This is a genomic window from Flavobacterium sp. N502536, assembly GCF_025947345.1.
In the GTDB taxonomy this organism is placed as follows: domain Bacteria; phylum Bacteroidota; class Bacteroidia; order Flavobacteriales; family Flavobacteriaceae; genus Flavobacterium.
The window spans coordinates 1,719,656-1,734,331 of the sequence record NZ_CP110011.1 but is presented as its reverse complement, the minus strand read 5'-3'; the positions used below and the strand labels follow the sequence as shown (position 1 = coordinate 1,734,331).

At 37.7% G+C, this 14,676-nt stretch carries 11 protein-coding genes; 6 read left to right on the top strand and 5 right to left on the bottom strand.

Annotated features, from left to right (window positions below):
- Positions 1–46: 46 nt before the first annotated feature.
- Positions 47–1,021 carry a tryptophan--tRNA ligase gene (trpS, locus tag OLM61_RS07700; protein WP_264525803.1) on the bottom strand — a complete coding sequence of 325 codons (975 nt, stop codon included), beginning with the start codon at positions 1,019–1,021 and terminating at the stop codon, positions 47–49.
- Positions 1,022–1,226: 205 nt separating this feature from the next.
- On the opposite strand from trpS, the gene OLM61_RS07695 reads away from it, so the two are divergent.
- Positions 1,227–1,976: a lysophospholipid acyltransferase family protein gene (locus tag OLM61_RS07695; protein ID WP_264525802.1), complete on the top strand. Its 750-nt coding sequence runs from the start codon at positions 1,227–1,229 to the stop codon at positions 1,974–1,976.
- Positions 1,977–2,546: 570 nt separating this feature from the next.
- On the opposite strand, the gene recA is transcribed toward OLM61_RS07695, so the two are convergent.
- From recA to OLM61_RS07675, 4 genes are all read right to left on the bottom strand, one after another.
- On the bottom strand, positions 2,547–3,554 hold the full coding sequence (gene recA, locus OLM61_RS07690) for a recombinase RecA (RefSeq protein ID WP_264526372.1): 1,008 nt from the start codon (positions 3,552–3,554) through the stop codon (positions 2,547–2,549).
- Positions 3,555–3,725: 171 nt separating this feature from the next.
- Positions 3,726–4,235, bottom strand: coding sequence for an acyl-CoA thioesterase (locus OLM61_RS07685; protein WP_264525801.1), 510 nt, complete (start codon positions 4,233–4,235; stop codon positions 3,726–3,728).
- Between the two features lie 105 nt (positions 4,236–4,340).
- Positions 4,341–4,724, bottom strand: a complete 384-nt coding sequence (locus tag OLM61_RS07680) for a DoxX family protein (protein ID WP_264525800.1) — start codon at positions 4,722–4,724, stop codon at positions 4,341–4,343.
- A 7-nt stretch (positions 4,725–4,731) separates the two neighbouring features.
- Positions 4,732–5,880 (bottom strand): ATP-binding protein, encoded by a 1,149-nt coding sequence (locus tag OLM61_RS07675; protein WP_264525799.1) that lies wholly within the window; start codon positions 5,878–5,880, stop codon positions 4,732–4,734.
- 434 nt (positions 5,881–6,314) lie between these two features.
- On the opposite strand from OLM61_RS07675, the gene OLM61_RS07670 reads away from it, so the two are divergent.
- From OLM61_RS07670 to OLM61_RS07650, 5 genes are all read left to right on the top strand, one after another.
- Positions 6,315–6,767, top strand: a complete 453-nt coding sequence (locus OLM61_RS07670) for a hypothetical protein (protein WP_264525798.1) — start codon at positions 6,315–6,317, stop codon at positions 6,765–6,767.
- 186 nt (positions 6,768–6,953) lie between these two features.
- Complete coding sequence (locus OLM61_RS07665; RefSeq protein WP_264525797.1) at positions 6,954–8,246, top strand: hypothetical protein; 1,293 nt, start codon at positions 6,954–6,956, stop codon at positions 8,244–8,246.
- A 101-nt stretch (positions 8,247–8,347) separates the two neighbouring features.
- Positions 8,348–8,764 (top strand): hypothetical protein, encoded by a 417-nt coding sequence (locus OLM61_RS07660; RefSeq protein ID WP_264525796.1) that lies wholly within the window; start codon positions 8,348–8,350, stop codon positions 8,762–8,764.
- Between the two features lie 89 nt (positions 8,765–8,853).
- Positions 8,854–10,242, top strand: coding sequence for a gliding motility protein SprC (sprC, locus tag OLM61_RS07655; protein WP_319800547.1), 1,389 nt, complete (start codon positions 8,854–8,856; stop codon positions 10,240–10,242).
- 1 nt (position 10,243) lies between these two features.
- A complete protein-coding gene (locus OLM61_RS07650; protein WP_264525794.1) occupies positions 10,244–14,593 on the top strand; it encodes a type IX secretion system membrane protein PorP/SprF in 4,350 nt (1,449 codons plus the stop codon).
- Positions 14,594–14,676 lie beyond the last annotated feature (83 nt).

Genomic DNA, 14,676 nt, shown 5'->3' with positions numbered 1-14,676 from the left:
TAAAAGCCCGACAGGTTTTTAAAACAGGTCGGGCTCAAAATTTATATTATTGACCAAATCCAAGGACCTGTCTTACTTTTGCCAATACACCATCAGCAATTACGGAAGCTTTTGATGCCCCTTTTTTGAGTAAAGCATCTACTTCTTCAAGGTTGTTCATGTAGTAAGTGTATTTTTCTCTTTCGGTTTTGAATTTTTCTATAATCAGTTCAAACAAAGCTTGTTTGGCATGACCATAACCATAGTTTCCACCTAAATAATTGGCTCTCATTTCGGCAATTTGCGTTTCGGTTGCCAGCAAGGAATAGATAGCAAATGCATTGCAGGTATCCGGGTTTTTAGGCTCTTCGAGTGGTGTACTGTCCGTTTCAATACTCATGACCTGCTTGCGAATTGTTTTATCGTCAAGGAAAATGTTGATGAGATTATTGGCTGATTTACTCATTTTTCCACCGTTTGTTCCCGGAATCAATTTGCCGTCTTCCTGAATTTTAGCCTCTGGAATTACAAACGTTTCGCCCATTTGATGGTTGAAACGCGAAGCTACATCACGCGTGATTTCTAAATGCTGCAATTGATCTTTTCCAACCGGAACAAATTCTGCATCATACAATAAAATATCGGCGGCCATTAACATCGGATAAGTAAAAAGTCCGGCATTAACGTCGTCTAAACGATCTGCTTTATCTTTGAACGAATGTGCCAAAGTCAAACGTTGAAATGGAAAAAAGCAACTTAGGTACCAGGTTAATTCTGTAGTTTGAACCACATCAGATTGTCTGTAGAAGGTTACTTTATCAGGATTTAAACCACAGGCAAGCCAAGCCGCTGCAGTGCTGTATGTATTTTCTCTTAGCGTTTTGCCCTCTTTAATTTGTGTAATGGAGTGTAAATCAGCAATAAACAAAAAAGATTCGTTTGCCGGGTCATTTGATAATTCGATTGCCGGAATAATTGCTCCCAACAAATTGCCTAAGTGTGGCGTTCCAGTACTCTGAACACCAGTAAGTATTTTTGCCATTCTAGTTTTTTTCTTAATCTTCCAATCGCAAAGATTGCAGGTTTATTTTTTCTAACCGCAAAGTTCGTAAAGTTTTTCGCAAACTCGCTAAAGTTTATCCAACATCTCATTGATTTTAAGTTTTATTTCAGAGAAAAGTCTAACATTTTAAAAATCTAAGGATCGAAAAATCTAAATTCATTTCGGTTTTCTTACATTTGAAACCATGAAAGGATTAAAAGTTGTTTTTTGGGTTTTATGGCGCATATGGTTTTACATTTTAATGGCCATTCCGATATTGATTATGTTGCCGTTTTTGCTAATTTCTATTGCATCGGAGAGGGGTTATCCCTATTTCTTTAAAATGGCCCGCATTTGGGCTAAATTTATCCTTTTCGGGATGGGTTTTTATTATAAAATCGAGCGCGAAGAGAAGCTGGTTAAAAATAAAAGCTATATGATTGTCGCCAATCATACTTCAATGACCGACATTATGCTGATGCTGGCTGTCGTTCGAAATCCGTTTGTTTTTGTTGGGAAAAAGGAGCTTTCAAAAATCCCTCTGTTTGGATTTTTCTATAAAAGAACTTGTATTTTGGTGGATCGAAATTCTTCAAAAAGTAAAAATGAAGTTTTCAAAAGGGCACAAAACAGACTTAATCAGGGACTTAGTATTTGTATTTTTCCTGAAGGCGGAGTTCCTGATGACGAATCTATTTTACTGGATGAGTTCAAAGACGGTGCCTTTCGTTTGGCGATAGACCACCAGATTCCGATTGTTCCAATTGTTTTTGCCGATAACAAAGAAAGATTTTCGTATACTTTTTTAAGCGGAAGCCCTGGTAAAATGCGTGTAAAAGTATTACCCTTTGTGGCTACAAAAGGATTAACATCGGACCATAGAAAAGAACTTCGCGATCAGGTAAGACAGCTGATTTATAAAGGTTTGCTGATGTTTAAAAAGAATGAAAGATAAAGATATAAAGTATTTTAAAGATAAAAACCCGACAGCTTCAGAAGTTGTCGGGTTTTCTTTTGAATTAAAATTTACCCATTTTGTATTCAAAAATGATTATCTATGAATTATTTTCTCTGAAATAAAACGCAATACTTTCTTAAACTTGAGTTTGGTTTTTCTACGGTTTTTGTTGTACAACACTTCTATTCTCTCTTTCATGGTTAAAAATATTTATGGTTGATACTAAAGAGTCTGACGAATACTCCATTGAACGTCATACTAGTATAGAGGGAAAAAAATGAAAAAGGTTGCGTTGGAAGCTGTAAAAAGTTTAAAAAAAGAATAAAAACCCGTTAGAACCAAAAAACTAACGGATTTTTATTGAACAAACCAACCAAATTTGTAGAAAAACCTTTGAGGTAATGCCTATGGCTAAGCATTAATCAAATCTATGTCTGTTACTAAGATGGCTTGATTTTAGAAAGGTTGCGTCGCTAAAGGATATTTTTTTCAATAAAAAACCCGTCAGTTTTTTAAAAGGCTGACGGGTTGTATATAAAGTATTGATTGTAAGTGCTTTTGTAAAAATTAAGCGCCTGCTAATTCTTTGATATGTGCTTTAATTTTAAGTTCTAATTCGTCCGCTAATTCCGGATTGTCTTTAATTAGGGCTTTTACGGCATCACGACCTTGTCCTAATTTAGTGTCTCCATAGCTAAACCATGATCCTGCTTTTTTAACGATTTCAAATTCAACCGCCAAATCAAGAATTTCACCCGTTTTCGAAACTCCTTCTCCGTACATGATGTCGAATTCGGCCGTTTTAAAAGGCGGAGCAACTTTGTTTTTTACGATTTTAACTTTGGTTCTGTTTCCGATAACATTCTCACCGTCTTTAATTTGAGAAGAACGACGGATGTCTAAACGTACAGAAGCGTAGAATTTTAAAGCGTTACCTCCGGTTGTGGTTTCAGGGTTTCCAAACATAACACCGATTTTTTCTCTCAACTGGTTGATGAAGAAAACAGTACAGTTTGTTTTGCTGATGGTACCGGTTAATTTTCTTAACGCCTGTGACATCAATCGTGCGTGAAGTCCCATTTTAGAATCTCCCATTTCACCTTCGATTTCACTCTTTGGTGTTAAGGCAGCAACCGAGTCAATTACAACAATATCAATTGCTCCTGAGCGAATCAGGTTTTCGGCAATTTCTAAAGCCTGTTCTCCGTTATCCGGTTGTGAAATGATCAGGTTTTCGATATCTACGCCTAATTTTTCAGCATAATTTCTATCAAAAGCGTGCTCAGCATCGATAAAAGCAGCTATTCCGCCAGCTTTTTGAGCTTCAGCAATAGCATGTAAGGTTAAAGTGGTCTTTCCAGATGATTCCGGACCGTAAATTTCAATTATTCTTCCTCTAGGGTAACCATTTACTCCAAGCGCTAAATCGACACCAAGAGAACCTGAAGAAATCGTTTCAACTTCTACAATGGCTTTATCGCCCATTTTCATTACGGTTCCTTTTCCGTAAGTTTTATCTAGTTTGTCAAGCGTAAGTTGTAGCGCTTTTAATTTGGCATCTTTCTCTGAACTCATCTCTTTTTTTTCTTTTTCTTTCATGTAAATTTTTATAATTCATTCTCAAAAACAAACCAGAAATTAATAACGTACTGATTTAGATTTGTATCAGGCTTGTAATTTTGTAAAAATACTTCTTTTTTTTGAAGTAGCATGATGTCAAATTGTTCCAAATTGTCACAAATTTCACTATAAAAATAAAGCCTTTAGTTCGGTAGCATCAGAAGGTAACATTTTACCGGCGAGCACTAAACTCAGCTGTTTGCGACGTAAAGCAGCATCATAACGCTGTATTTCGAGCTCACTTTCGGGTACAATTGGCGGAACTTCGACTGGTCTTCCGGTATCGTCAACGGCAACAAATGTATAAATAGCTTCATTGGCTTTTGTTCGGCTTCCGGATTCACGATCTTCTACCCAGACATCGATAAAAACTTCCATTGAACTTTTGAATGATCTTGAAACTTTGGCTTCGACAGTTACAACGCTTCCTAACGAAATAGCTCTGTTGAAAGCAACGTGATTGACAGAGGCTGTCACTACAATTCGACGGGAATGTCTGCGGGCCGCAATACTTGCTGCGCGATCCATTCGGGCTAATAATTCGCCACCAAAAAGGTTGTTTAAAGGATTTGTTTCACTTGGTAAAACTAAATCGGTTAAGATGGTCAGGGACTCTGATGGGTGTTTTGGATTCATTTTTTTTGATAATTTTTTTGCCATAGATTAACAAGATTTCAGAAATTAAAAACAGTTGATAAAATTCTTTAAATCAATGGCTTGCTTTTTTAAAAATTGGGCTGATTAATTCAACCAGTAAACGGCCATTACGGCTGGAATAAAATAAATAACAATGGTTCTTGCACCGTCGTAATCTTTAGCTAATCGTTGACCAAAAAGCATCATTAACAAAGTAATGCAGGAGAATATGGCTCCGTAAAAACCAAATTCGCGACCGCTGTTGGTGAGTAATTGTATGGCACCTACAACACATAAAACTCCTGAAATTAATTCTAAAATTAAAAGATGGAGCAGGGCAAGTGGTACCTGATTTTTTAGTCTTGTTTTCGCAAAATGGCCTTTAAGCCACTCGACATTGTCTTTCCAGTAAAATATTTTTTCGTATCCTGATTGTAAGAACGTTAAGGCTAAAAATGCTAATAGTAAAATGGAGGCAACATTATTCATTTGAAAACTATTTTTTGTGAATTAAACGAGTCAGTTTTATAGATAAATCGGTTAGAATTATTTTTGCATTTCCGTTTCTTTCAATGTGATACATGGCATCTGAAAGTTCTTTGAAAATTTCGTGAATGTTATTTCCGTTGACAAAAGGCGCAAAATTTTCGAGTTTAAATTTGTCTACTTTCGGCTCAATGTAAACAAGAGTGGGAGCCTGATAGTTGAGCAATAGTGCCTGACGAAACATTTCGATACAAAACTGGATGAATTTTTTCTGGCTTTCACGTCCAAGGGCTGCAATTTCTTCACTCCAGGTTATTAAATCCTGAATGGCTGCTGCATTTCCTTTTGCTCTAAAGGCCGCACGAACCCAATTGACAAACCATTGTTCGAAAGGATATTCTGAATCGTCTTCTTTTATAAGATGTAAGGCTTTACTGAAATTTCCCTGTGCCTGATGCGCAATTTTAAAGGCTAATTTCTCGTCGATATTTTCTTTGACCATTAAGGCTTCGGCAATTACTTTTTCGGGAAGTCCGTTAAAGTGAATGACCTGACAACGAGAACGTATAGTTTGAATAATATCTTCTTCGTTTTCTGAAATTAGGATGAAAATGGTTTTATCGGAAGGTTCTTCCAATAATTTCAGAAGTTTGTTGGAGGCGGCAATATTCATTTTATCGGCCATCCAGATAATCATAATTTTGTAACCGCCTTCGTATGATTTTAACGAAAGTGATTTTAAAACTTCCTGTGCATCTTCAACACGAATTTCTCCTTGTTTGTTTTGAACCCCCAGCATTTTATACCAGTCAAATAATCCGCCGTAAGGTGTTTCCTGAATAAAAGTGCGCCAGTCCTGAATAAAATCTAAACTTTTGGGTTTTGTTTTTACGTCTTCGGTGGTTACTGTTGGATAAATAAAATGCAGATCGGGATGTGAGATGTTTTGAAATTTCAAATTGCACGAATCATTTCCATTCGAGTTTTCGTCTCCCGTATTGTTGCACAAAATATATTGCGCATAAGCAATTGCCGTTGATAATGTGCCGCTTCCTTCCGGCCCAATGAATAATTGCGCGTGCGGAATTCTTCCGGAAGCTGCACTTTTTATCAAGTGACTTTTGATGTAGTCTTGACCTAAAATTTGAGAAAATTGCATGAAGCAAAGATAGGAGAAAATGATACAGTCAAAAATTTTAGCTCAAAAGTTTATGCATCCAGTTCCATTTCTGTCGTTCGTGAAGATTTTGGCTCGATTTTTTGAGGTTTGTCAACTAACTTTTGTTAATAAACAGGTGAATATGTGGAGATATTAAGACTTTTTTGTTAATAGTTTTTCGTGAGAAACGATTAACGGTAGCTTTTTTTGATTATTAATATGGGTGTAAAATCGGTTTTAATAGCTAATATCCTACCTGCTGCAGTTGAGTCAATTTTAACAAAAACACCGTTAAAACGCACATTTCCTCGACATAACGCTGGTTTTTAAGCTTTTTTTAAGCTTTTTTTTTGAAAAAAGAAATCAATAAAGTTGCAGTTTAAGTTAAATTCTATATTTTTGTTTTCATCAAGAACCAATTATAATAAGAATCTATGAAAGGGAAAATTATTTTATTTAGTGCACTTTTTTTATTGACAACTGGTGCCGTTTCGGCGCAGGCAAAAAATGCTCCGAGAAGTATAATCAGTACAACAGCTCTTATTCGTAAGTACCATGATCAAAAAGAATTGAGTGGTATGCAAAAAGGGGAACTTTTGGAATTATACATTGAGCGTATCAAAGTTTTAGTAAAAACACTTCCTTACATTGCATTGGTTACAAAACCGGGAGTTACGATGGCAGACTTAGGTATTCCAGACGATAACGAACACAAAAAAGTATTAGACAATCAGGCTGTAGGTACAGCTACGTTTTTAGATACAACAGTAGAATTTCAAAGAAAAATGATGCCGTATTCTGATAAAGGAAACTTAATCGCTGCGATTTTATTCTACGAAAGCACATTGAAATCTTTACACGAGTTCAACGAATTGAACGAAATGTAATAAAAATATTTTTTTTTAAAACTTTTTTGAAAGTGTTTACGTAGATGGATTCAATTTATGTCTACATTTAAAAAAAAGAGATAAAAAACAACTCTCCCGAAAGGTTCTGACGATCATCAGAAATTCGGGATGAGTTTTTTCATTTACGCATACCCAAATTTATTATTAACCCTAATACCCCTTATCATGAAAAAAATTACTCAAATGATTTGCGTTCTTTTGACAGTTACCAGTATGAGTGCTCAGCAAGAGAAAGGAATTATGGGCTACAACAATTGGTTGAACAACTGGACCGAATTTAAGCCTAACAAAGTAGAGTATGGAGAAGCAAACCAAATTTTAGCAGGAAACATCTCTGTTAATACTAAATTGCTGAAAAGGAATATTTATGTACTGCAAGGCAACGTTTATGTTACTAACAATGCTGTTTTAACAATTGAACCAGGAACTTTAATTATTGGTGATTTTGAAACAAAAGGAACACTAGTAGTTACCAAAGGTGCTCAGCTTGTTGCCGATGGATTAGAAACTGACCCAATCGTATTTACTTCAAACCGCAGCCAGAAAAAAGCTGGAGACTGGGGTGGAATTGTAATCCTTGGTGATGCTCCGATTAATAAATTTGGTAATGTTAGTTCTTACAATTTAGATCTTGATCCTACTTTAACAACTTACGGTGGTGATAATGCTGCTTCAAATTCAGGAGTTTTAAGATTTGTGAGAATCGAATTTGCAGGTAAAAAAGTAAAAGGTGTAGATACTTTCAACGGTTTAACTGTTGCTGGTGTTGGATCTAAAACAATACTTGAAAACATTATGGTAAGCTACTCTGGTGGTGACTCATTTGCCTTTTTTGGAGGTGATGTAAACGCTACTAAGTTTGTTTCTTATAAATCAATCAACGACGACTACAAATTTACTCAGGGAGTTCAATGTCGTTTATACAATTCATTAGCCGTTAGATCTTCTTATTTATCAAGTAATAAAGACGGATCTCGTTGTATGGAAGTAAAATCATTCGAAAAGAAAAGTGAAACTGATTTTACTAAAAAACAAACTTTAGTTGTTGCAACTAATATTACAATGCTTAATGACAGTGAAAACATTAAAGCTGATATTCAGTCTGGTTTAGTAAAAGAAGCTGTGTATGTGGCTGAAAATGCTTCTCTTGAAATGAAGCGTAGTGTAATCTCCGGATTTAATCCTGCTGTTTTATTAGACAGTAAAACTGAAATTAATGATGCTAATCTTAAGAAAATCAGATTTGAAGAAATGTACTTTAACCTTTGTAACGGAAACATCTTTACAGAGTACAATTCAAACAATGAGGACTTAGAAAGCTGGTACGGAAATAGCGTATTTTTCAATGTGTATTCTCAAAGTAACAACAGAGAGACTTTCATTGACATCTTCAATGCTAAGAAACCGGATTTCAGATTACAATTAGGAAAAATTACAGCGTCTAGCAGCAACAGATAAAAGAGATTTAGATTTTTATTTCGCGTAAATTTTATTAATAAAGTCCCCAGACACAATTTATGTATTCGTCTTAATACCGGACAAATAAAGATCAAAACATAATGGCTCCATCTAGAAAAAAATATTTTATATATATTATATTTTTAGTGTTCCCTGTTTCCCTAAGCCTATATGCTCAAAATACGATAGAAGTACCTACAATTTCTATTGCAACTGAGAGTAAAATGGCGGGTTGTAAGGACCAAAATATAAAAAATGCTGATCAGGTAAGGATCGGCGAATTAGATAATTCTAATCAGTTATTAGCAGGGCTATCCATCCCCAAGGATAGCCTTTCTATGGCAACTGTTGTGAAAGATCAGAATTCAGAGTGTAACCAAGAAAATCGATTTTTGACTGGTTCTTTTTCAATTCTTGCAAAAGATATTATCGAGAACTATAAGTACGATTTTTCTGAAACATTTATTGATATCCTATTTTTTGAAGACATAGATTTAGCAAGAACACGCACTATATGATTCAAAGAATGCCCCCAAATTTTATCAAAATAGTGTTTTTATTTAGTATTGTCTTTTTTACTAGATTAAATTCATATGCACAAACACCAGTGATAGGACCACAGCAGCTTCCATTCGAGAAAATCTGCGCTGGTCTTGTTGTCAATGGTGTTGTGTTTAATGAGTATTTTGCAACTTTCAGCTATGTAGATTTTCCGGCTGGAACAACTTTTGCCGTTGAGCTTTCAGATGAAACTGGAAGTTTTACGACTCCAACTGCTACTACAACAATTTCATTTACAGACGATGCTGTATTAAAACAACAAACCATTAAGTTTGCTGTTCCTACGAATCTAAAAGGATCAGATTTGTACAGCCTGCGTATTAAAAGTTTGAATACTACGCCGGTAGTCTATAGTCCGAGGGTAAAGAATGCTATCGGAAATACAACCTTTGCTGTTTATTACAGTACTTATGTGAGTTCGTTTTACATTAATGATAAACAACCAACAGCAATGATTTGTTCAGGAGGTAGTATCTCTCTTTCTGTTTATAATCCAACACCTTCAGATCAGGCTTCTTCACCAGCTAATTATTCAAATTTAAAGTACAAATGGTACAAAGACGATGTCGTAATTCCTGGACAAAGTTCTAAAGAATTGGTGGTAAACGCTCCGGGTAAATATTTTGCAGAGATTGATTATGGTTTCTGTTCAGATGCAAACTTTAGTTCAAATCGTGTTACGGTGTCAACTTCTGGTTCAGGAGGAGGATCAGCAACAATTAGTTCGAGTTTAGGAAACCCATTCTGTGAGAGTGGAACAGGGACTGTTTTAACCGCTACATCCGGAAATAGCTATGTATGGAAGAAAGATGGTGCAGTAATTTCGGGTGCAACTACCCGTAGTATTAATGCAAATGTATCAGGAGTTTATACAGTAGATGTTGATTTTGGCGGGTGTAAAGCAACAGGATCAATTGATCTGAAAAATAGTGGTTTTACGGCTAGTATAGACGTTGCAGAAACTACTGCGATAAATGAGGGTGAAACGTTAAATGTTTCTGTTACAACAGATGCTACAAATCCTTCTTTTGTATGGTTGCTAAATGGAAACGCAATTAACGGAGCAACATCAAATACTTATGGGGTTACGGTTCCGGGAAATTATACGGTTAAAATTTCTCAGGCAACGGGCTGTATTTCTTCTAAGGAGCTTAACTTTAAAGTGACAGGGCCATCGGCTCCCGCAACAGTGATTCCTAATGTGGTTAGTCTTCAGAATCCTTATTGGAATATTCCTGACGTTTATAAAACAGCCCAAACCAAAATAATAATACTGAGTGCTAACGGCGAAATTATGTTTGATGGTTTAGGCAGTAATTATGATCCGCAAGCCAACTCTTTTATAAAAGATTTTAAAAATGTTAATCCAGTATATTACTATGTCATTCAATCGGACACAGGTGAAAAAAAAGGATCAATAACTGTAATAAGATAATATGAAGAAAATTTTACTATTCATAAGTTTATTTTACGGTTTTTCAAATACACTCTATTCTCAGGCTACTTCTGAGGGTGGAGTTGTTTCGTTTTCGTTACCCATCAGAAATTCTTTAAAGTTCAACAGATACTTAATTAACCCTGCCTTCAGCTTTGTTCGTGAAACAAATGCGTATGCCAGTTTTTATAATAAAAGACAATGGGTGCAGTTTGAAAATGCTCCAAACACTTATTTAGCCAATTATTCCGGTCGTTTTAGAGAGAATGAAGCTTTTGCTTTTGGTCTTTTTCAGCAAAATTATGGTATAATGACTGTCTTTGGAGGAATTGGAAACTTTGCACATAACATCGTTTTAGAGCAGGACAGTAACTTAACCTTTGGTATGAACGTTGGTGTTTACCAAAGCAGTTTAAACACAGGAAAAATCATCTCAGATGATCCGAATATTTTAAATGGAGATTATCCATCTAACACTTTATTGGCGATTAATCCAGGGGTGAATTACGGAACCGCTTTTCTTGATTTTGGAGTATCTGTAAACAATTTGATTCTTTACAATTTTGGATCGGGTATCGTAAAAGAGGATCCGGAAAGAGCGATTGAATTGCATGCAATGTATACCGGTTATATTGACAGTTATGGTTTTTTTGACAGAAGTAAATTTTCAGGAATTTTAAAAACAGAAGTTAAAAAAGACAAAACAGTAATCTCAGGACTTGCTATGATTGCAATTCCAAAGGGAGTTTGGGCACAAGCCGGATACAATACTTTATATGGTATTTCTGCGGGTCTTGGATTTAATATTTCGCCTAGTATTGCATTGGAATACAATTATGAAAAAGGCATGGGGAATTTCACCAATATGGGAGGTTCTCATGAGTTTTCGATAGCCTATAAATTTAAAAATAAAAACTATTACTATGGTGATGACGAAGAAGGGGCTTTATTAGAACCTGCAAAATCAAAACCTGTAATGGCTAAACCAACGACTGCTCCGGTAACCAGAGTAGACGGAGCCGCAAAAGCACAATTAGCTGCCGAAGCTAAAGCAAAAGCGGATGCGGAAGCACTAAAAGTGAGACTGGCTGCTGCAGAGAAAGTAAAAGCTGATGCCGAAGCTGCTGCAAAAGCAAAATTATTGGCAGATACTAAAGCCAAAGCGGATGCAGAAGCATTGAAAATTAAACTAGCTGCCGATGCTAAAGCGAAAGCTGATGCTGCCGCTGCTGCAAAAGCAACTGCTGCTGCCAATAAACCGGCACCGCAAAAAACACAAGCACAATTGGCTGCTGATAAAGCGAAAGCCGATGCAGAAGCATTGAGGATTAGATTAGCTGCCGATGCTAAAGCGAAAGCCGATGCTGCCGCTGCTGCAAGAGCAACTGCTGCTGCCAATAGACCGACACCGCAAAAAACACAGGCGCAATTAGCGGCTGATAAGGCCAAAGCCGATGCTGAGGCAATGAAGTTGAAATTAGCTGCAGATGCTAAAGCGAAAGCCGATGCAGAAGCTGCAAAAGCAAAAACAGCTGCTGCCAATAAACCGGTACCACAAAAAACACAAGCAGAATTAGCGGCTGATAAAGTCAAAGCCGATGCCGAAGCTGCTGCGAAAGCTAAATTAGCTGCAGATAAAGTAAAAGCGGATGCTGAAGCTCTAAAAATAAAACTGGCTGCTGATGCCAAAGCGAAAGCTGATGCTGCAGAAGCGAAACGTAAAGCCGATGCCAAAGCGAAAGCAGAAGCTGCAGATCTACAATCTATTTTAGCTGCAGATGCTAAAGCTAAGGCGGATTCAGATGCACTTCAGGCAAGATTGGCTGCTGAAGCCAAAGCTGCCGCTGCTGCTGCTGCCAAAACAAAAGTAAGTATAGACGCTGCTAATAAAGCGAAACTAGCTGCTGATGCCAAAGCGAAAGCTGCTGAAGAAGCTGCTTTAAAAGAGAAACAAGCGGTTGATGCCAAAGCGAAAGCCGATGAAGAAGCGAGACAAGCGAGAATTGCTGCTGATGCCAAAGCGAAAGCCGATGCAGAAGCCTTACAGGCAAAACTAGCTGCCGATGCTAAAGCAAAAGCTGACGCAGAAGCTCTACAAGCAAAACTAGCTGCCGATGCTAAAGCGAAAGCTGACGCAGAAGCTTTACAAGCAAAATTAGCTGCCGATGCCAAAGCAAAAGCCGATGCAGAAGCCCTTCAGGCGAAGTTAGCTGCTGATGCCAAAGCAAAAGCCGACGCAGAAGCCTTACAAGCAAAACTAGCTGCTGATGCCAAAGCGAAAGCTGATGCAGAAGCTTTACAAGCAAAATTAGCTGCTGATGCTAAGGCAAAAGCTGACGCTCAGGCCCTTCAGGCGAAGTTAGCTGCTGATGCCAAAGCGAAAGCCGATGCAGAAGCTTTACAAGCAAAATTAGCTGCTGATGCTAAGGCAAAAGCCGACGCTCAAGCCCTTCAAGCGAAGTTAGCTGCCGATGCCAAAGCGAAAGCTGACGCAGAAGCTTTACAAGCAAAACTAGCTGCTGATGCTAAGGCAAAAGCGGATGCAGAAGCCCTTCAGGCGAAGTTAGCTGCTGATGCCAAAGCGAAAGCCGACATGGAAGCTTTACAGGCAAAATTAATTGCTGATGCGAGAGTAAAAGCCGATGCTGAAGCAACAGCTAAAGCCAAAGCCGATGCCGAAGCGAAACAATTACAGGAAGCTGAAGAAGCACGTTTGGCCAAATTGGCTGCCGATGCCAAAGCGAAAGCGGATGCAGAAGCCTTACAGGCAAAACAAGCTGCTGATGCTAAAGCAAAAGCGGATGCTCAAGCGCTTCAGGCGAAGTTAGCTGCCGATGCCAAAGCCAAAGCTGATGCAGAAGCTTTACAGGCAAAACAAGCCGCTGATGCAAAAGCCAAAGCCGACGCAGAAGCTCTTCAGGCGAAATTAGCTGCTGATGCTAAAGCCAAAGCGGATGCAGAAGCTTTACAGGCGAAATTAGCTGCCGATGCTAAAGCAAAAGCAGATGCTCAGGCCCTTCAGGCAAAATTAGCTGCTGATGCCAAAGCAAAAGCCGATGCAGAAGCTTTACAGGCAAAACAAGCCGCCGATGCCAAAGCGAAAGCTGACGCAGAAGCTTTACAAGCAAAATTAGCTGCCGATGCTAAAGCGAAAGCCGATGCTCAGGCCCTTCAGGCAAAACTAGCTGCTGATGCCAAAGCGAAAGCCGATGCAGAAGCTTTACAAGCAAAACTAGCTGCCGATGCTAAGGCAAAAGCGGATATGGAAGCTGCACAAGCGAAGCTACTGGCTGATCAAAAAGCCAAAGCGGATGCGGAAGCGACAGAGCGATTAAAAGCGGAGGAAGAAACTAGACAACTAAGAGCAGCAGAAGAGGCACGTGAAGCAAAATTACTTGCCGATGCCAAAGCGAAAGCCGATGCCGAAGCACTTCAGGCTAAACTTGCTGCAGATGCATTAGCAAAAGCAGCGTCAGCTCCAAAAGATGATACAGCAAAAGCGATCGATAATTTATCTCAGTCTATTGAAAGTGCGAGTAAAATACAAAAGGATTTATTGTCTCAGTTTAACTCAACAGTAGCGAGCAAACAAAGAGACTTAAATGACTTAAGAGAAGAGAATGATTTAAGTGAAAAAGGAATCTATAAAGAACCAAAACCATTCAAAAGTGTAGCGGCTGAAAACAGCCAGTTAGAAGCTTTAAAATCTCAACTTGCTGAAGTGAATAAAGCACAGAAAGATGAAATCGAGAAGTTGACTAATTTATACAATGATAGGCTTAAAAAAGTTCCGAACAAAAATGATGCTTTGAACAAAGCTTATCTTGAAAAGATAAATGAGTTAAAAGCAGCACAATTAAAAATGGAACAGGATAGTGCTACATTACTTTCTAATTTGGAACGTATTAAAGCCGAGACTGAAATCGAGAAAAAACGTAGAATTAAGCGTGCGGCTTATGAGAATGATCAGGGTCGATATGCACAGGATGTTGCCGCTCTTAAACGTATTAAGGAAACAACCAAATTAAGCAGTACACCTTTAACAGCAAGCGATTTTGATTTTGGTGAAGACCAGTCAAACATGCAGATTATTAAAAATATTAAAAATGCTGATGGTGGATATTACATGATTATTGCCGTTCACAACAGTGTCGAAAAGCGTGATCAGTTCCTGGCGAAAGCAGTTGCAGCAGGACGCACAGACGTTAATTTCTTTTACAATGTAACGACTAGTAAGTACTACATCTATTACGAGAAATTTGACGGTTTGTCAGAAGCTACAAAAGCACTGGAAGCAAAAGGATCTAAGCCATACAACGGGAAAATGGCAATTGTTAAAGTGGAGAATTAATATAATTATTGAGAATATAGCCCCGTCCTTCTTGATTTTTTCAAGAAGGACATCTATAATAAACGTTTCAGAATGCTTTGCTT

What these genes read in the sequence shown, in the direction of transcription:
- trpS (WP_264525803.1), bottom strand. Translation starts at nt 1,021, where the DNA reads ATGGCAAAAATACTTACTGGTGTTCAGAGTACTGGAACGCCACACTTA.
- OLM61_RS07695 (WP_264525802.1), top strand. Translation starts at nt 1,227, where the DNA reads ATGAAAGGATTAAAAGTTGTTTTTTGGGTTTTATGGCGCATATGGTTT.
- recA (WP_264526372.1), bottom strand. Translation starts at nt 3,554, where the DNA reads ATGAGTTCAGAGAAAGATGCCAAATTAAAAGCGCTACAACTTACGCTT.
- OLM61_RS07685 (WP_264525801.1), bottom strand. Translation starts at nt 4,235, where the DNA reads ATGAATCCAAAACACCCATCAGAGTCCCTGACCATCTTAACCGATTTA.
- OLM61_RS07680 (WP_264525800.1), bottom strand. Translation starts at nt 4,724, where the DNA reads ATGAATAATGTTGCCTCCATTTTACTATTAGCATTTTTAGCCTTAACG.
- OLM61_RS07675 (WP_264525799.1), bottom strand. Translation starts at nt 5,880, where the DNA reads ATGCAATTTTCTCAAATTTTAGGTCAAGACTACATCAAAAGTCACTTG.
- OLM61_RS07670 (WP_264525798.1), top strand. Translation starts at nt 6,315, where the DNA reads ATGAAAGGGAAAATTATTTTATTTAGTGCACTTTTTTTATTGACAACT.
- OLM61_RS07665 (WP_264525797.1), top strand. Translation starts at nt 6,954, where the DNA reads ATGAAAAAAATTACTCAAATGATTTGCGTTCTTTTGACAGTTACCAGT.
- OLM61_RS07660 (WP_264525796.1), top strand. Translation starts at nt 8,348, where the DNA reads ATGGCTCCATCTAGAAAAAAATATTTTATATATATTATATTTTTAGTG.
- OLM61_RS07650 (WP_264525794.1), top strand. Translation starts at nt 10,244, where the DNA reads ATGAAGAAAATTTTACTATTCATAAGTTTATTTTACGGTTTTTCAAAT.